Source organism: Acinetobacter sp. ACNIH3, assembly GCF_002918965.1.
In the GTDB taxonomy this organism is placed as follows: Bacteria; Pseudomonadota; Gammaproteobacteria; order Pseudomonadales; family Moraxellaceae; genus Acinetobacter; species Acinetobacter schindleri.
The window spans coordinates 12,715-28,311 of record NZ_PQLP01000037.1 but is presented as its reverse complement, the minus strand read 5'-3'; the positions used below and the strand labels follow the sequence as shown (position 1 = coordinate 28,311).

Below are 15,597 nucleotides of genomic sequence, written 5' to 3'. Positions count from 1 at the left end.
GGTCACAGAATTATTTAAAAAAATTATCTTTATAAATCAAATGTGTTTGAGCCTTTTGAAAAAACGCTGCACAATAAAATCAAAATATATTGATATGAGTCTTTTTTTGAAGATTTATACCATTGTGCATTACAGAGGAAAATATGTTTACGGCAGAGTTATTAGAAGAAGCACGTAAGTTTATGCATCATATGCTGACCAAGGTCGTTGAATATGGTGGTTCAGACTTGTTCATTACCGCAGACTTTCCTCCGAGTATCAAACATCAAGGATTAATGAAACCTTTTGGGCAACAGGAACTCACCCCAGAAAAAACCAAACTGTTTGCCTATGCACTGATGAACGAAAAGCAGCGTAAAGAATATGAAGCAGAACTAGAATGTAACTTTGCCATTACTGTACCGGGCGTTTCACGTTTCCGTGTCAACGTGTTCCAGCAGCAGCTCAATGTCGGCATGGTGATCCGGACCATCACTGCAGAAATTCCGAATTTCCAGAAGTTAAAATTACCAGAGTCACTCAAGCATGTGATTATGGAAAAGCGCGGTCTGGTACTCGTCGTGGGCGGTACAGGTTCAGGTAAGTCGACTTCGCTTGCTGCGATGATTGATTATCGTAATGAAAACTCAGCAGGCCATATCATTACCGTAGAAGACCCGGTGGAATATGTACATAAACATAAGAAGTCAATGATCACCCATCGCGAGGTCGGTGTAGATAGCCATTCCTGGCATAATGCCTTAAAAAATACCTTGCGTCAGGCACCCGATGTGATTCTGATTGGTGAAATCCGGGATACGGAAACCATGGAACATGCAATTGCCTTTGCCGAAACAGGGCATCTCTGTCTGGGGACGCTACATTCCAACAATGCCAACCAGACGCTCGACCGGATTATTAACTTCTTCCCGGAAGAACGCCGTAATCAGTTATTGATGGATCTGTCTTCCAATATGAAAGCGATTGTCTCTCAGCGTTTGGTCCGTACTGAAGATGGCAAGGGGCGTCGTGCCGCGGTCGAAATTATGCTGAATACACCATTGGTATCAGATCTTATTCTGAAAGGTGATTTCCATGAATTAAAAGCAATTATGGGTAAATCACGTGAACTTGGTATGCAGACCTTTGATCAGGCATTATTTGATCTTTATAATGAAGGTGCGATTTCTTATGAAGAAGCATTGCGTAATGCTGATTCGACCAATGAACTTCGTCTGCAAATCAAACTGAAAAGTACGCGTGCTAATCCAGCCATGAATAATACGGCCACCGCATTTAGCATGGTGGAAGAGAAAAAGCCGGACAATGAAACGGATGAAGATACCAGTAGCACAGAACAAAGCTTATAAATCTGAGAGGCTAAGTAAAAAACCGACATGAAATAAGGTCGGTTTTTTATTGCTGGATTAAGCTATAACAGTTGTACGTTGAACCACGAATTTAAAATACAGTAGGCTCAGGGCTGTTAGAGCGGCACAAATAATAAAGGCGAAGCTGAAGCTTTGCTTGGTAATCATCATCCCAACGACTAATGAGCCAATGGCAATGCCGATGTCGTAGCAGGTATAGAAAGTCGAAGTAGCATAGCCAATCCGATGCTTGGGAGCACGTTGAATGGCGAGAGTTTGCAAGCAAGGTTGAGCACTGCCAAAACCCAATCCGATCAGTACGGCTGCCAGCATAAATCCAGTCAGGGTATGAATCTGACTTAAAACCAATAGCCCCAGACTAAAGGTAAGAACCGCAGGATAAATTACATATTGTGGACCTTTACGGTCATAAATTTTGCCAGTAATCGGGCGTAGGCTCATCATGGAAATGGCAAAAACCACAAAGAATAAGCCTGCGTACTGCATCAGATGAATTGAACTGGCAAAGGGGGCAATAAAGGACATGATGCTGGCATATGAGAAGGAAATCATCATGACCATTAAGGCAACGGTCAGGGATTTTTTCTCAATAAAATCACTTAAGCCAAGTTTGGTCTTTTCAGCTTCACTGACAGGTTGTTTGACTTCCTGCACTGGAATCAAAAAACAGAAGATATAACCTATAAATATCATCGCGACGAGTACAGCAGTCACCATGGTATAGCTTAAATATGGAATAAGACCCAAGCCAATGAGGGGGCCGAGTACAATCCCGAGATTTACTGACATGGCATAATAACCCATGCCTTCGCCACGACGACTGTCTGGAATAAACTGGTTTACCACAGGAACACAAACGGTAGTGAGGATACTAAACCAGACCCCATGCATTAATCGCAGCACATATAAACTGGTCATGTTGCTAATAAATAAATAGCCAAAAGCGATTAAACAGAACATGGTTGCCGAGATGATGAGAGTACGACGCTGTCCTAATTTTTCTATAATCAAGCCACTAAATGGGCGGATCACAATAGCTGAAACCATGAACAGCGTCAGGGTTAAACCGGCCTGTGTTACGCTGCCACCAAGTTCTTTCAGGATATAAATCGGCAGAATTGTGGTTTGTGCAAAATAAAAAATAAACAAAAACATATTATTTGCCAGACAAAGCAAAAAGGGCTTCGTCCACAGCGGCATTGTAGTTGCATTCATGGTTGTCCTGAAGTTTTAATGTGAGACGCTAGGCCAAAAGCAATATTTTTTTTATGGAGTATGCTGAATGCGATGTTCAGCATCGAAGCGCGTCACGATGACTATATGGGAGATTATGTGAATAATACAATAAAAACCGACAAATGTGGGGTCATTTTAGTATGTAAAAGGTCTTAAAAATTTAGGTATAAAAAAATCAGCCCGCAGGCTGATTCTTAAAACAGGTTAAATTAAAGGCCTGCTTCATATTCAGTATTGCTGAGCAGTTTTTCGACATCCGCGATATTATCTGGCTTGATTTTGTAAATCCAGCCTTTGCCATACGGGTCATCATTAATGAAATCCGGATCATCTTCCAGTGCCGGGTTAATTTCAACAACGATACCAGAAACAGGCGCATGGATATCTGACGCAGTTTTTACAGATTCAACAATACCTGCTTGCTGACCTGCGGTTACATGTGAATCAAGATCTGGTGCTTCAACATAGACCAGGTCACCTAAAGCATCCTGTGCATGGTCAGAAATACCGGTCACCACAAGATCACCCTCAATGCGTACCCATTCATGTGTACTTGCGTACTTTAATTCTGAAGGATGATTCATTGATAACTCCTTAAATCGCTTAGGTTCATTTTGACATGATTTATACATTCTTTTGCTGCAAAACAAAAGGCTTATAGGTATGGATCTTTACGCCAGTTGCTTGGACTACGACCACTCCAGCGTTTAAAGGCACGACTGAAGTTGGCGACATCACTATAACCGAGCTCATCGGCAATCTGTTCCAGAGTAAAATCGGTTCGTGAAAGCAGGGAAGTCGCATGACGATAACGCACTTCATCGACCAACGTCGAGAAAGACGTTCCTTCGGCGGCCAACTGACGTTTCAGGGTACGATCGGACATATGTAAGCGGTCTGCGACGGCTTCAATACTCAAATAATGCTGTTCTGAATTGGTCAGAATATCCCGTACACGCATGGCAATACGATGTCGTTCACCTAATGCAGATAGTTCTGCTTCACACTGGTTAATCGCAATCTGGCTGGCAATTGGATCGGCATGTACCAGCTTGTTCATTAAATAACTTTTATCAAAGCTGAGTAGCAGATGTGGCTGTTCAAAACGGAACTGATGCGTGGGAAACTTCGCCATAAAGCGTTCAAAGCCTTCCGGCTTTTTAAAATCGAAGTCGACTTCTCCGGTTGCATCCCTGATCCCGGTAATGGCTTTAGCCATACTGATCAGACCAATCATCAGGGCGATTGAAATTTCAGTACGCAGCGGTTCCATCTGAATGTCAGTTTGTAGCTGTACTGTGGCCTTGACCCCAAAGGTCGAGAAGAACAGTTGCAGGAAGGGCAAACGCAACTGAATAAAACGGTTGGCCAGCACCAAAGCTTCGGTAATATTGTTTGCCGTCATGATGGCATAGCCAATAAAGCCATGAATGGAAATACGCATCTGTGTGCCGAGGTGATAGCCCAAGGTTGGTTCACCCGTCAGCTTGAGTGCGTGTTTAACCATATCATTGGCAATGGCAGTTGGAATTCGGAACTCAGGATCTGCCAGCTGTTCGCTGGTTAGCCCAAAAGGTTTGAATAGCGACTCATCGTTATAGCCCCAGCGGGAGATAACGTCGAGAAGCAAAAGACCATAAACACCCGGGATGCCTTGGTCTTGGCGTGGAACAATTATCTTCATGCGCGATCCGTTGCACTCAGTCAAATTTTTTCTATTTATGTGCCCATATTGGCATGAACTAGCCAGTTTTATCTTTAAAATTGTTGGACAAAATGCTGAGCCTTACCCAAACACTTCAAGCAGATTAGCCTGAAATGTGGGTAAAAATCAAACTAAACTGCTGTAAATTCTCGCTTAAATACCAGAATATTTGTGGTTGAATTAAACAGAACCTGATCTTGCTGGTTCAAGGCTTGGGTTTCATAGCGAACGATGCCACGATCAGGTTTGCGTTTGGAAGGTTGAATATCAGTGATGGTCACAATCACCCGGATTTCATCATCAGGGCGGGTCGGGCAGGGCCAACGCACATGCGAATCCGCCCCAATCAGACCATAAGCAACCGGGAAACATTCGGTCCATAAACGCATGACCACCGCAGCAGTATGCCAGCCACTGGCGGCCAGACCCCGGAAGATCGGATGCTGTTCGGCCTGTTCCGCATCGACATGAAACGTTTGCGGATCATAGGCATGAGCAAACTTTAGAATTTCGTCCTTACTCATGCGGTAAGAACGACTTTTAAACTCATCACCAATCTGCAGGTCTTCCAGATATAACATGTTCTATCCTTGTTCTTTTGTGTCGTGTTCTATTAAAAATCCGCCAGTCTGACGTTGCCATAGATGCGCATAAATTCCATTCAATGCCACCAGTTCATCATGTGTGCCTTGTTCAACAATCTTACCCTGATCCAGCACAATCAACCGGTCCATTTGCGCAATAGTAGAAAGACGGTGAGCAATCGCAATCACAGTTTTACCTTTCATCAGCTCATCCAGACTGCTCTGAATTGCCGCTTCAACTTCTGAATCCAGTGCACTGGTTGCTTCATCCAGAATCAGAATAGGTGCATCTTTCAGAAAGACACGGGCAATCGCAATACGCTGACGCTGACCACCAGACAGCTTGACGCCACGCTCACCGACATAGGCATCATAACCACGCTTACCGCGCATATCGCTTAGTTGCGGAATGAATTCCTCTGCCTCAGCTTTACGCACCGCCTCAAACATTTCTTCATCCGTCGCATTCGGACGACCATATTTGATGTTTTCAGCCACACTACGATGTAGCAGTGAAGTGTCCTGTGTCACCATGGCAATATTCTTGCGCAGGCTATCTTGAGTCACATCTTCAATATTTTGTCCATCGATTAAAATACGACCTTGGTCAATACGATAGAAATTCAGCAATAGCTGAATCAGGGTAGACTTACCGGCACCAGAACGACCCACCACACCGATTTTTTCACCCGGTCGTATGGTCAGGTTCAAACCATCAATCACGTTTTTGTCATTATAGGCAAAGCAAACATTATCAAATTTGATTTCACCCTGTCTCAGTTCCAGTTCTTTGGCATCCGGCTTGTCCTGAATCGAAATTGATTTACCCAGAGTTCCCATGCCGTCCTGAATGGTTCCGACATTTTCAAACAATTGCGAGGTTTGCCACATCAGGAATTCGGCAATACTGTTCAATTTCAGTACCATCGCCGTAGTTGCAGCAATAATGCCGAGCTGAGCCCGACCTTCCATCCATAACCAGATCGCTGTCCCTAATACACCGCCATAGAGTACGAGGCTCAGCAGTAAAATACTGATTTCATACTGGGCCCCCAGTCGCATCTGTTTATAAACCGTCACCATAAACTCTTGCATGGATGCTTTGGCATAATGGCTTTCACGGCCTGCATGAGCAAAAAGTTTAACGGTCTGAATATTGGTATAAGCATCGGTCACACGGCCAGTCATTACCGCACGGGCATCGGCCTGTTCATGCGAGATTTTGCTGAGACGGGGAATAAAATAGCTGGCAGCACAGATAAACAGTAGCAGCCATACCATCAGTGGAATAATCAGATAAGCAGAAATTGAACCGAGTACGATGTTAATGGTAATGAAATAAATCACTACATAGGCCAGCATATCACCGAGAATGACCCAGAATTCACGGATCGCCAGTGAGGTCTGCATGACCTTGGCAGATAAACGACCGGCAAAGTCATTGTGGAAGAAATCCAGGCTTTGCTTGAGCAGCAGATTATGAAAACGCCAGCGCAAACGCATCGGGAAATTACTGTATAAAATCTGGTGCTTGATCAAGGATTGCGCACTGGCAAAGAAGATATTGGCCAGCAGGACTACAGTGAGTAAAGTCAGGTTAGTGGCATGTTGCTCCAAAAAGGTGTCTGGCTGACTTTGGCTGAGCCAATTGACCAGATCGCCAATTTTAGCATACAGCAAGGCCTCGAAACTGGCTGCACCGGCAGTACAAAGGACAAGAATCAACAGATAACGGCGTACGCCATAAGCCGCTTGCCAGACAAAAGGGAAAAAACTGGTGGGCAAGGGTTGGTTCAGATTTTTGGTGGGATAGGGATCTACCAGCCGTTCAAGCCATCGAAACATTAGTGTGCTCTTTTCTCATGCATTTTGCTTTTCACGGATTATAAAGGATTCTGTTTTTATAAGGCTGAATTAAGGTGAAATTGCCACAAAATGATTAACTAAATCAAACTTTAGGTTGCAAAGCTTAAAACCTGAAAAAGTTGATTTCAGGTAAATAAAAAATTTAAAAAGACATTGATGAGATTGCATAGCTACATCAATAAAAAAAAGCCTGAGATGACGTATCATTTCAGGCCTGGAGTAACTGCGTTTTAAATTAAGTAATAATTGGCGAAGCAGGCGCTGTAAATACTTCCTTAAAATCGCTGCCTGAAGGTGCCTGATACACTTTCAGGCCAAATTCCGGAATAATTGCCAATACGTGATCCATAATATCAGACTGAATATTCTCATATTCAGTCCACACCGTGGTATTGGTAAAGGCATAGATTTCTAGCGGTAAGCCTTCACTAGTCGGCTGTAATTGACGCACCATCAGAGAAAAGTCTTTAGTAATACCCGGATGCTGTTGCAGATAAAATTCCAGATAGGCGCGGAACGTTCCTAAATTGGTTAAACGGCGCTGATTATATTGGGAATTATGCTGTAACTGCTGGTTGAATTTGACCAGCTCTTCAGTCTTGGTATTCAGATAATGATCGAGCAGGATAAAGTTTTTCAGTTTGGTCTGTTCTTCCTCACTCATAAAATGCACGCTGCTTTGATCAATATGAATCGAGCGTTTGATACGACGTGCACCAGCTTCCTGCATTCCTCGCCAGTTTTTAAACGTATCCGTCACTAACTTATTGGTTGGAATGGTCGTAACGGTTTTGTCAAAGTTTTGCACGGTCACGGTATGTAATGACATATCAATTACATCACCATCCGCATTCAGTGAAGGCATTTCAATCCAGTCACCGATACGCACCATGTCATAAGAAGAAATCTGTACTGAAGCCACCAATGAAAGAATCGTGTTCTGAAACACCAGCATCAGCACAGCAGCCATCGCACCGAAACCTGCCAGCAAGGTAAATACATCCTTTTTCAGGAAGGTACCCAGAATCATCAATCCACAGACAATAAAAATCAGCAGTTTCACCAGCTGCAAATAGCCTTTAATCGGTTTATTGCGTGATTTGGGATTGCGCTGATAAATCAGGTTAAAAATATTCAGCAATTCACCCAGTGCTAGGGCAATGGTCAGGAAAATAAAAGCCTGAGCACCCATCTGCACAAAGGTTTGCACTTTATCTGACAAGTGTGGAACCGTGCTGATCCCATTCATAATCACAATAGCGGGTACAATATTGGCAATACGGCGAATTACACTATGTTCTGCAAAGATCGTGTTGTTGGCAAAAGGCAATTTGGAAATCAGTTTACGAATTCCACGAACAACAACCTGTTTGGCAAACAGATTGGCGATAAAAGCCAGTGCAATCACAATGCTTAAAGAAGACAGCATTTCCAGCCAAGGGTATTGATCTGCCCAATCTTGAATGTTCTGAATAAATCTAAACTGTTCCAACTGATCTTTCTCTTCAATATAAAAATGCCATACAGTTTATAAGCTTAGAAATTATTTATTAACCTTGAATAACGTTTTAAAACATATCTGTCCCGTTACAGTATTTTGATCCATCAATATTATGCTTATAAAAAGATACAAAAACGGATAGAGAAACAGATTCTGCTTATTTAGAATTTGATTAACCAGCGGACATCTTTATGAGTCGTTGAAAGGATCAGTAAGGTATTTAAAACTGTCAATTACATCAGGCGAACAGGAGACTTTATCGGCATTTCATATCAGCTCCTAAGTAGCCCAGCTATGATAAAGATGCACATCAAAGATCACCCTCCTACAAAAATACAAAGGGTAGAATTATGCAAAAACAGTTAGCAATTGTCGGTCTGGCCTTAGCGCTGAATGCCTGCGGTGATGGGAATGATGATATTTTTAGAGGTGTAGATGGTTCATCCTCAAGCCGCTTGACAGGTGTTTATCTCGGCAGTTTTGCAGATGAAAATTTGAGTCCGCGCTCTATTCTGGGTGTGATCGAGAAAAATAGTAATTTCTGGTTATTGTATTCACTGCCAGCAGATAATGGTTATACCGGTATCATGCGTGGGCAGTTTTCTTTATCGGGCAATCGCTTTAGTGCGACCAACATTCGCGACTATAATTTTGCCTTCAATCAAACTGCTAGTGTAACCCTGAATGGTCATTATACGGCGGAAAAGAACCTGCAGGGAAATGTCAATAATACCAATAATCGGCCTTTTAACCTTATTTATAATACAGATTACAGTCGTGACAATACCAGTATATCCAGCCTGCAAGGACGCTATAGCGGTCGAACCACGACTTTAACCAATAATGTAATTACTACAGTCAATATCGACCGTAGCGGAGTGGTGACAGGAATTGTCGGCGATCAGGACAAGTGTGCATTTGCAGGAAGAGTGAGTTCGGAAAACAATGCGCCATATTTTCATATTCATCTGGTCTTAACAGGTTCTGCAAGTTCCGACTGTTTGAATGGGGCACAGCAAGTAGATGGGATATTGCTGAACCAGATTGATAGCCAGTCAATTTATATGATGGCCGAGAACAGCAATCAGCAGGATGCAATTCTGTTTATTGGACAGAAAACTCAAAATTGATCTTAGTCAGAAAGATTTTTAAACAAAGCATCTAAGGGTGCTTTTTTATGATCTAATTTAAATGAGTTTTGACTTTTCAAATTAAATCATTCATTTTAAAACCATAATTATTTTAAGTATTTAATAATATTTTTGATTAAAAATTTGGTGATAATATGACGATCTTTGTGGTGACCAGTCCGAAACGAGATTCAGGTAAAAGTACCTTAGCAATGAATCTGACAGAATATCTGCGTCTTCAAGCCAGAACACTCTATATAGATACCGATGACGACAAGCAGAATTTTGAATGGGTGGCTTTGCATCGTACAGGTTTTGGTTTTGAACATATTTCCTTAAAAGACCATCCAGATGAGTTAATGCGGCGTGTAGAACAGGTCAAAACTCAATATGATGATATCGTGATTGATATCGCCGGGCATGATAGTTATGCATTGCGCTCGGTGTTGATGCGAGCAGATAAGCTGATTATTCCTATGTCAGCAGAGGCTGAAGAACAGGAGATGTATACTGAGATGCTGCAACTGGCCATCAGTGTTGCACAGTTCAATACCCAGTTAAAAGTCTATGGAATACTGATGCGTGTACCTCAGCAGATCGAAATCTCGCAAATTGAAGCAAATCAAAATTTGCTCAAAGGCATTCCTGGTGCACATTTTTTGAATACTATTATTTATGAGGATGAAGCCTTTGATGATGCAAAGAATTTGGGCTGTAGCATCTGGGAACATTCACCAGCACAAGGGCAACGTTTTGATCAATTTATTCAGGAGCTAATGGCTGATACAGCACAGCCAGTTTGATTGTCTACCTCGAATCATTATGTTAATAGTGCTTAAAAAAAGCTCCCGAAATAGGGAGCTTTTGGCTTTCATGGATTACCACATCAGGTCATCCGGAATCACATATGCTGCATATGGATCTTCTTCATCGGTGGTCTGTTCATTCTTCTCGGAATTATTCACAATGATAAAGCCTTCCATTTTGGCATTGATACGATCCGCCAGCGCTTTAGGCAGGAAAGCATAGCTGTCATTTTCGCGGGCGATCACCAAACTGCCTGCAACCAGTGCATTATAAATTTGCTGATTCAGATAGACTTTCTTGATTTTAGAATCATCAATAAACTGATAGGAAATCTCACCATCAGTATCGCGAATTTTATGCTGATTGATCATTTGCATAATGGCAGCTTTGAGTTCTTTTTCCTGCAGTGCTGCCTTTTTCTCTTGTTCAATGGCCTGATCTTTTGCCAGCTTTTCCTGTTTGGCCTGTTCAATTTTCGCCTTGATTTCAGCTTCAGTACTATCACCAGTGCGCTTTTCATGAATGGCCTGCTTTGACAATTTCTTTGCTTTCTTATTATCGACCAGACCTGCCTTTAACAATTGTGCCTGTAGTGCGTTTTTAACCATGAGTATTTCCAGAGAATTAATGCTGTAAGCGTCGATAACGTAAATAAATGATCCAGTAAATCAGGCTTAGACTAAGGCTGAGTGCTGCCGGGATCAGGAATGCGTTTAATTTTAAATAAGGATAAATACAGCTGGCAAGAATACCGCCAATTAAAAATCCGATCAGGATCAGTAAATGCAGGATAGTCCGTCGAGATTCAACTTCCAGTCCACGCAACTTATAGCCTAACGACAGCCCAAGATCGGTTAATACACCAGATAAATGCGTAGTGCGGATAATCGTGCCTTTATAGTGACTGACCATGGCATTTTGCACACCCATCGCCACACAGGCCCACAGCAAGCCATAATGAGGAAAATATGGTAGTAAGATCCAGCACAGGATAATAAAAAGAGCCACCAGACTGAGCGGATATCCATAACGGCGGCCTAGCTGAAAGTGGCTATTTCCCAAGATAAGACCGCTATACATTGAGCCAATGACATAACACGCAGTAACCAGGCACAGATAGAGAATCTGTTCAGGCTGCCATTGCACCAGTGCCATGGCCAGCATACTGATATTGCCGGTCATATGGGAAACGGATTGGTGCAGGAGAGTAACCAGACCGAGTACATTAATCATGCCGGCATTTACGGCAAGAAAAAATGCACCCAGTTGAACCCAGATGGGTAAACGCTGTAATGGCATAAGAACTCAACATCTATTGGCAAAATATTGAATTATCAATATAAGATCAATTAGATGCGCGGTCTACAGCTGTAGTAAATAAAACATCAGTTGATGAGTTGAGTGCAGTTTCAGTTGAATCCTGCAATACGCTAATCACCATACCGATTGCAACGACCTGCATTGCGATATCAGAAGAAATACCAAACAGGCCACATGCAACTGGAATCAGCAGCAATGAACCGCCGGCAACACCAGAAGCACCACATGCAGAAACAGTTGCAACCACAGACAGAATAATCATGGTGGTAAAATCAACATGAATGCCTAACGTATTTACTGCTGCAAGCGACAACACGGTAATGGTCACAGATGCACCTGCCATATTGATGGCTGCACCTAGTGGAATGGCTACACTTGAAGTGGATTCAGACACACCTAAGCGTTTCGCCAGATCCAGATTTACTGGAATATTTGCAGCTGAGCTACGGGTAAAGAATGCAGTGATGCCACTTTCGCGTAAGCAGGTAAAGACTAGTGGATAAGGATTGGCACGTGTTACCAATGCAACCAGTAATGGATTCACTACCAGTGCTACGAAGGCCATCGTACCAAGCAATACTGCCAGCAAATGACCGTAGCTTTCTAAAGTTTCCAGACCCGCTTCGGCAAAAGTAACTGCTACCAGACCAAAAATACCGACAGGTGCAAAGCTAATTACCAGACGGATCACATGGTTAATGGCATTTGCTGCATCATTTAATACGGTTTTAGTGGTTTCAGATGCATGACGGAATGCAATACCCAGGGCCACTGCCCAAGCCAGAATACCAATAAAGTTCGCTTCAGCAATTGCAACCACCGGGTTCGCAACAAAGCTAAGCAGCAGATTTTTCAGGATTTCACTTAAACTGCCTGGTGGCTGTAAGTCACCTTGTGCAGCGACGTCCAGGAACAGCGTACTTGGAAACATGATACTGGCAATTACAGCACTCACTGCGGCCAGGAACATGCCGATCGCATACATGTACATGATCGGGCGCATACGGGAGTTGCCTTGACCCACTTTAAAGTTAGCAATGGAAGCTAGAACTAAAATGAAAACGAGGACAGGAGCGACAGATTTAAGAGCTTTAATAAAAAGGTCGCCTAGCAGACTGAGGTAGGGCGCATATTCTGGAAAAACCAGCGCGACACCAATACCAAGTATAATGGCAATGATGATTCGGGAGACTAAACTCATACGCGAAAGGGCAGAGAACATAAGGTTGCCTTGTGTAAATTACGAGGGCTAAATGCGGAAAAAATTTGCGTTATTTTATACTTAAAATTCTATGTGCTTAAAATATATTTTCAGTTTAAATATAAGTTTATGAAAATAAATGATAATTATAGAAAACCATCTGTATTTTTTGTCTATATTTTACGCAAAATTAGATCTTAGATGAAATTTTAGGATGAAAATGTATACCATATATTTATTATAGAAATGCTCTTAAAAAAGTGATCAATTTTGCTGATACTACGAGATGCCTTCAAAATTAATCACGTTGTTCCTGGAATAGTCAAACGAGTTAAATGGAATAATCTTTACTGTGATCATTAAACAGATCGGGGGTGAGATCCCGAATTGCCTGATAGTGCGTCAGATAAATCCGTCCACTGAGATGTTTAAGCAATTTGGATTCCTGTAAGCGATCCATGACTGGTCCTTTCACTTCAGCAAAGTGTAGACGAATATTGAGTTTGGACAGTTCTGTATTCAGATCTTCCAGCATTTCCAGAGCACTAAGGTCAATAGCACTGATACTGGAACAGTTCAAAATGACATGCTTAAGCTGGTCTTTATCACTGACCGCATTAATCAAAAAGCCCTTAAAGGCATTAGCATTCAAGAAGCTTAGATTTTCATCAATACGCAAGGAAAGCACCTGATCTGAGGTCAGCACCTGATGGCGCTGCACATTGCGGAAATGCTGGGTGCCTTCAATCAGGCCGACTACTGCAATATGCGGACGGGAAATACGCCACAGCATCAGCACGAAGGTGGAAATAATGCCAATAATCAGACCTGTCGAGATATCAATCAGCACCACACCAAAGAAAGTTACCCACATGGCAATCCCGTCTGCTTTGGAATAGCGCCAAGCATTCATAAAGGGCTGGAAATCAACCAGTTTCCAGATCGATACAATGATCGTGGCGGCAAGAATCGCCAGTGGCAGCTCTTCAAAGAAACCAGTAAAAAACAGGCTGACCAAAATAATCAGCAGAGAAGACAGTACACCCGCCATTGGCGTTCTGGCACCAGCATCTGCGTTGACCACAGTACGTGACAAGCTACCAGTAACTGGAAAGGCAGAACTGACTCCGGCACTAATATTGGCAATACCCAGTGCAATCAGTTCCTGGTTACTGTTTAGCTGGCTACGTTGCTGTAATGCTGTTGCTTGCGCGATAGACAGCGATTCCACAAAACTGATCATCGCAATCATGGTCGCGCCTGGCAGCAAGGTGAGCACTAAATCCCAGTTCCAGTGTGGAAAACTTAAAGGTGGAAATCCGGAAGGAATTGCACCTACCGTTTTGATCCCTTGTGTTTGCAGATTTAGATACACCACAGCCAAAATACCTAAAGCGACTAGCATTAATGGTACAGCACGCACCAGAAAATCAGTCGATCCGATCCGGCTTTGTACAGACTGGGATTTCAGAATTTTTGGAAGATAGATCAGCAGGCCAATGGACAGCAGCCCAAAAACCAGACTTGGCCAGTGAATCAGATGGAGATATTCCAGCAGGCTAAACACAAATTGCTGAAGATTATTAGCTTGTAATGGCACATCGACCAGAAACTTAAACTGTCCAACCGCAATCAGCAGCGCAGAAGCAATAATAAAACTCTGAATCACCGGGTGACTAATCAGCTGAATCAAAAAACCAAAACGCATTAAGCCTAATAATAGGGAAATGATTCCGACCATCAGCGCCAATAAAGTTGCTGCTTCGATATAGACAGGTGAACCGACTTCAAATAAAGGATTCAGCGTGGCGAAGGTCATCATGGAAATGATGGCTACAGGACCAATCGACAAGGTACTGCTACTGCCTAGCATCGCGTACAGAATCATAGGCAGAATACTGGCATATAGTCCCATGATCGGCGGCAATCCAGCCAGCATGGCATACGCCATACCTTGTGGCACCAGCATGGCAACCACAATTAACGAAGCCAGCACGTCGGACTTGAATTTAACCGGACTATAATGACTTAACCATGACCAGGCCGGTAATAATTGCAGCAGTTTTGGCTTCGAATTGGACATATAAAAGTCTAAATCAAAAATATAGATATATTATGCACATTTTCTGCTAAGAAATCATGGATAAAAGAGGAGCTTGATCAACCCTCATATAAAAAATGACCTGACCAGTTCTTAGCAATGATTCTGTCTCAAAGAGATGATCTACACATTGAAGATCATCTCCAGTGCCAAGAGGAATGTTTAGACTCTAGATAAAATGCTTAAGCTTTTGCACAGTACAATTGATACAGCGTATTCAGGATGACCACCAGATTCTGATCTTTAATAGAATAGAAAATTTGCTTACCATCGCGGCGGGTACTGACCACATCACTTTTACGTAACATCATCAATTGCTGGGAAAGTGTAGGTTGCTGGATGTGGGTGAGATTTTCAATTTGTGAAACATTGAGTTCCGCTTGGTAAAGATGACATAGGATGATGAGACGGTCAGTGTTTGCAAGAGATTTCAGGATGCCAACCACCTGATCAGCTGAATCACGCATGGTGGTGATTTCAAGATCGGTATTCATTCAGAATGTCCATAGAGATAAAATACAGCGCGAATGATTATAAAGGCCTGAATCATTAAACATTTGGTAAAAATCACTTATTTTTATGGCTTTTTGTGAATTTAAATATCAATAAAAATTATATATTTAACATTAAATAATCAGTTATTTTTATTGTATATTAATAACTTATATAACAGTTGATTTGCCATAATAGAGTGCAGATTCCACTTTCTTCTACAAAATCTGAAAATACTTGTATGATGATAGTGCACTTCAAGCTAATAACATCAGGGATATACT

The 15,597-nt window shown here is 42.3% G+C and carries 14 protein-coding genes; 3 read left to right on the top strand and 11 right to left on the bottom strand.

Going from position 1 to position 15,597, the window contains the following annotated elements; genetic code table 11:
• Window positions 1-143 precede the first annotated feature (143 nt).
• On the top strand, window positions 144-1,349 hold the full coding sequence (locus C3420_RS12975) for a PilT/PilU family type 4a pilus ATPase (RefSeq protein WP_103800092.1): 1,206 nt from the start codon (window positions 144-146) through the stop codon (window positions 1,347-1,349).
• 57 nt (window positions 1,350-1,406) lie between these two features.
• Here C3420_RS12975 and C3420_RS12970 read toward each other — a convergent pair whose 3' ends face one another.
• From C3420_RS12970 to C3420_RS12945, 6 genes are all read right to left on the bottom strand, one after another.
• Entirely contained in the window at window positions 1,407-2,585 is a 1,179-nt protein-coding gene (locus C3420_RS12970) for an MFS transporter (RefSeq protein ID WP_071320718.1), read from the bottom strand.
• Between the two features lie 230 nt (window positions 2,586-2,815).
• Window positions 2,816-3,190 carry a glycine cleavage system protein GcvH gene (gene gcvH, locus C3420_RS12965; protein ID WP_103800091.1) on the bottom strand — a complete coding sequence of 125 codons (375 nt, stop codon included), beginning with the start codon at window positions 3,188-3,190 and terminating at the stop codon, window positions 2,816-2,818.
• A 71-nt stretch (window positions 3,191-3,261) separates the two neighbouring features.
• Complete coding sequence (locus C3420_RS12960) at window positions 3,262-4,290, bottom strand: AraC family transcriptional regulator (protein WP_103800090.1); 1,029 nt, start codon at window positions 4,288-4,290, stop codon at window positions 3,262-3,264.
• Window positions 4,291-4,442: 152 nt separating this feature from the next.
• A complete protein-coding gene (locus C3420_RS12955) occupies window positions 4,443-4,892 on the bottom strand; it encodes a MaoC family dehydratase (protein WP_103800089.1) in 450 nt (149 codons plus the stop codon).
• Between the two features lie 3 nt (window positions 4,893-4,895).
• Window positions 4,896-6,740 (bottom strand): ABC transporter ATP-binding protein, encoded by a 1,845-nt coding sequence (locus C3420_RS12950; protein ID WP_103800088.1) that lies wholly within the window; start codon window positions 6,738-6,740, stop codon window positions 4,896-4,898.
• A 256-nt stretch (window positions 6,741-6,996) separates the two neighbouring features.
• Complete coding sequence (locus tag C3420_RS12945; protein ID WP_048881088.1) at window positions 6,997-8,253, bottom strand: mechanosensitive ion channel family protein; 1,257 nt, start codon at window positions 8,251-8,253, stop codon at window positions 6,997-6,999.
• Between the two features lie 359 nt (window positions 8,254-8,612).
• Between C3420_RS12945 and C3420_RS12940 the strand changes: the two genes are divergently transcribed.
• Both C3420_RS12940 and C3420_RS12935 read left to right on the top strand, forming a co-directional pair.
• A complete protein-coding gene (locus tag C3420_RS12940) occupies window positions 8,613-9,392 on the top strand; it encodes a hypothetical protein (RefSeq protein WP_103800087.1) in 780 nt (259 codons plus the stop codon).
• 155 nt (window positions 9,393-9,547) lie between these two features.
• Entirely contained in the window at window positions 9,548-10,195 is a 648-nt protein-coding gene (locus tag C3420_RS12935) for a ParA family protein (protein ID WP_103800086.1), read from the top strand.
• 75 nt (window positions 10,196-10,270) lie between these two features.
• Here the strand turns inward: C3420_RS12935 and C3420_RS12930 are convergent, their stop codons facing one another.
• The 5 genes from C3420_RS12930 to C3420_RS12910 all read right to left on the bottom strand — a co-directional run bounded on the left by C3420_RS12930 (window position 10,271) and on the right by C3420_RS12910 (window position 15,315).
• Window positions 10,271-10,807 carry a DUF2058 domain-containing protein gene (locus tag C3420_RS12930; protein WP_103800085.1) on the bottom strand — a complete coding sequence of 179 codons (537 nt, stop codon included), beginning with the start codon at window positions 10,805-10,807 and terminating at the stop codon, window positions 10,271-10,273.
• 16 nt (window positions 10,808-10,823) lie between these two features.
• Window positions 10,824-11,498 carry a YoaK family protein gene (locus C3420_RS12925; protein WP_076753623.1) on the bottom strand — a complete coding sequence of 225 codons (675 nt, stop codon included), beginning with the start codon at window positions 11,496-11,498 and terminating at the stop codon, window positions 10,824-10,826.
• A 46-nt stretch (window positions 11,499-11,544) separates the two neighbouring features.
• Window positions 11,545-12,741: a serine/threonine transporter SstT gene (sstT, locus tag C3420_RS12920; protein ID WP_103800084.1), complete on the bottom strand. Its 1,197-nt coding sequence runs from the start codon at window positions 12,739-12,741 to the stop codon at window positions 11,545-11,547.
• A gap of 310 nt (window positions 12,742-13,051) precedes the next feature.
• A complete protein-coding gene (locus C3420_RS12915) occupies window positions 13,052-14,803 on the bottom strand; it encodes a SulP family inorganic anion transporter (RefSeq protein WP_103800083.1) in 1,752 nt (583 codons plus the stop codon).
• Between the two features lie 200 nt (window positions 14,804-15,003).
• Window positions 15,004-15,315: an ArsR/SmtB family transcription factor gene (locus C3420_RS12910; protein WP_103800082.1), complete on the bottom strand. Its 312-nt coding sequence runs from the start codon at window positions 15,313-15,315 to the stop codon at window positions 15,004-15,006.
• Window positions 15,316-15,597 lie beyond the last annotated feature (282 nt).

Coding starts and splice junctions, on each gene's coding strand:
- C3420_RS12975 (WP_103800092.1), top strand. CDS start 144: ATGTTTACGGCAGAGTTATTAGAAGAAGCACGTAAGTTTATGCATCAT.
- C3420_RS12970 (WP_071320718.1), bottom strand. CDS start 2,585: ATGAATGCAACTACAATGCCGCTGTGGACGAAGCCCTTTTTGCTTTGT.
- gcvH (WP_103800091.1), bottom strand. CDS start 3,190: ATGAATCATCCTTCAGAATTAAAGTACGCAAGTACACATGAATGGGTA.
- C3420_RS12960 (WP_103800090.1), bottom strand. CDS start 4,290: ATGAAGATAATTGTTCCACGCCAAGACCAAGGCATCCCGGGTGTTTAT.
- C3420_RS12955 (WP_103800089.1), bottom strand. CDS start 4,892: ATGTTATATCTGGAAGACCTGCAGATTGGTGATGAGTTTAAAAGTCGT.
- C3420_RS12950 (WP_103800088.1), bottom strand. CDS start 6,740: ATGTTTCGATGGCTTGAACGGCTGGTAGATCCCTATCCCACCAAAAAT.
- C3420_RS12940 (WP_103800087.1), top strand. CDS start 8,613: ATGCAAAAACAGTTAGCAATTGTCGGTCTGGCCTTAGCGCTGAATGCC.
- C3420_RS12935 (WP_103800086.1), top strand. CDS start 9,548: ATGACGATCTTTGTGGTGACCAGTCCGAAACGAGATTCAGGTAAAAGT.
- C3420_RS12930 (WP_103800085.1), bottom strand. CDS start 10,807: ATGGTTAAAAACGCACTACAGGCACAATTGTTAAAGGCAGGTCTGGTC.
- C3420_RS12925 (WP_076753623.1), bottom strand. CDS start 11,498: ATGCCATTACAGCGTTTACCCATCTGGGTTCAACTGGGTGCATTTTTT.
- sstT (WP_103800084.1), bottom strand. CDS start 12,741: ATGTTCTCTGCCCTTTCGCGTATGAGTTTAGTCTCCCGAATCATCATT.
- C3420_RS12915 (WP_103800083.1), bottom strand. CDS start 14,803: ATGTCCAATTCGAAGCCAAAACTGCTGCAATTATTACCGGCCTGGTCA.
- C3420_RS12910 (WP_103800082.1), bottom strand. CDS start 15,315: ATGAATACCGATCTTGAAATCACCACCATGCGTGATTCAGCTGATCAG.